Origin of the sequence: Nocardia fusca NBRC 14340 (assembly GCF_001618425.1) — a bacterium.
Lineage (GTDB): Bacteria > Actinomycetota > Actinomycetes > Mycobacteriales > Mycobacteriaceae > Nocardia > Nocardia fusca.
The window spans coordinates 1-1675 of record NZ_BDCU01000046.1 but is presented as its reverse complement, the minus strand read 5'-3'; the positions used below and the strand labels follow the sequence as shown (position 1 = coordinate 1675).

Annotated in this window: 3 protein-coding genes; all 3 read left to right on the top strand. The window is 66.6% G+C overall.

Annotation, left to right across the window (positions count from 1 at the left end):
* Positions 1-89 precede the first annotated feature (89 nt).
* Positions 90-581 (top strand): helix-turn-helix domain-containing protein, encoded by a 492-nt coding sequence (locus NF4_RS28110; RefSeq protein WP_063130414.1) that lies wholly within the window; start codon positions 90-92, stop codon positions 579-581.
* The gene (locus tag NF4_RS28105) at positions 578-1294 is read left to right on the top strand and encodes a hypothetical protein (RefSeq protein ID WP_063130413.1); all 717 of its coding nucleotides are present in this window, start codon (positions 578-580) and stop codon (positions 1292-1294) included. The genes NF4_RS28110 and NF4_RS28105 overlap by 4 nt, the downstream gene beginning before the upstream one ends.
* 69 nt (positions 1295-1363) lie before the next feature.
* Positions 1364-1660: a DUF2516 family protein gene (locus tag NF4_RS28100; RefSeq protein WP_039826991.1), complete on the top strand. Its 297-nt coding sequence runs from the start codon at positions 1364-1366 to the stop codon at positions 1658-1660.
* Positions 1661-1675 lie beyond the last annotated feature (15 nt).

Here is a 1675-nt window from a genome sequence, read left to right as displayed (position 1 = left end):
AGGCGCCGCAAATAAACACTGCTAACATGGTGCTTGCAATTGCTAGCACCCCGATCTATCGTTGTAACTACAACGCCAGAAGGTGAGTGATGGCCGACCGTCCCGAGATTTCCGCCCAGCGCACCGACGATCCGGCACTGGCTGCCGGCGCCGGTGACAAGGCAGCCCGCGTGGTGAACGCGGCGCAGGACATCGGAGGATTTATCAGGGCGCAGCGGGAAGCCGCGCAGGTTTCGTTGCGTCAGCTCGCCCAGCTGGCGGGGGTGAGCAACCCGTATCTCAGCCAGATCGAGCGCGGGTTGCGTAACCCCTCCGCCGAAGTGCTGACGCAGATCGCCAAGGCCCTGCGGGTTTCTTCGGAGGTGTTGTATGTGCGCGCCGGCTACCTCGAGCAGCGGCCGCACAGTCCCGTCCGGGACGCCGTGCTCGCCGATTCCGCGATCAGCGAGCGGCAGAAACAGGTGCTCCTGGATATATACGAATCGTTCCGCCGGGAGAACGGGCCGGAGGAAGCGATTCCCCGGGACAGTGTTGTTCCACAACCGACAACCGATGCTCCACGCCAGGAGAGCGATAAATGACCGAGAAGTACACCACTGCCAAACCACTGTTCGCCACCGTCGGCGCCACGGACGCGGTTTACGCCGCGGTTGTGGACGCGGTGACCCAGGTGCGTGAGCGTGCGACCGATGTCAACGGCCGGGTCCGGGTCGAAGAGGCCCGTGAGCGCTTCGCCGGGTTGCCTGCCGATGTGCAGACCCAGTTCGAGCAGATCCGTGCCCGGTTGTCCGAACTGCCCTCGGAGCTGCCGGAGGACTTGGCCGAGCTGCGCGAGAAGTTCACCGCGGAGGAGCTGCGCAAGCTCGCCGAGCAGTACTACCGCCAGGTGGTCGACCTCTACGCGGATCTGGCGGTTCGCGGTGAGGAGACCGTCGAGCGGCTGCGCGCCAACCATCTGGTCGAGGAGCAGGTCGGCCGGGTGGAGACCCTGTACAAGGACGCCAGCGTCCGGGCCGAGGAGGTGATCGGCCGGGTGAACGGGCTGATCGGCCGCGTCAGGACCGAATCGGAGCCGACTGCCGCGCCGGCCGCCGAGGCGACTGCCCCCGCCGCGCCGGAGGTGCTCGACGCCGAGGTGTTCGAGGTCGCGCCGGAAATCGCGCCCGAGCCCGTGCCCGAGGTGGCCCCCGAGCCCACTCCCGCCCCGCCGGTGAAGAAGGCCCCCGCGGCCAAGAAGGTTCCGGCCGCGAAAAAGGCCGCCCCCGCCAAGAAGGCCGCGCCGAAGAAGCCCTGACCTGGCAATTCGGGTGTAGCGCCCCCGTGCACGTGCAGTGCGCGGGGGCGCTGCTCTTATCATGGTGAGGTGGATAAGGTGTATGGCTTGACCGGGTTGATCATGGTCGCGCTGTGGCTGCTGGCGACAAGCGCGACTGTTTTCGCGCTCGTGCACGCCGTGCGCCAGCGCTCCGACGCGTTCACCGCGGTCGACAAACTGACCAAGCCCATCTGGCTGGGCATCCTCGGTGTCGCGATCCTGCTGATGCTGGTGAGCTGGCCCGGCCTGGGACTACTGGCGTTCATCGCCATCATCGCGACGGGTATCTACCTGGCCGATGTGCGGCCGAAGGTGGACGAGGTCCAGCGCGGGCCCCGCTGGTAGAGCTGTGTTTATTTG

Coding starts and splice junctions, on each gene's coding strand:
- NF4_RS28110 (WP_063130414.1), top strand. CDS start 90: ATGGCCGACCGTCCCGAGATTTCCGCCCAGCGCACCGACGATCCGGCA.
- NF4_RS28105 (WP_063130413.1), top strand. CDS start 578: ATGACCGAGAAGTACACCACTGCCAAACCACTGTTCGCCACCGTCGGC.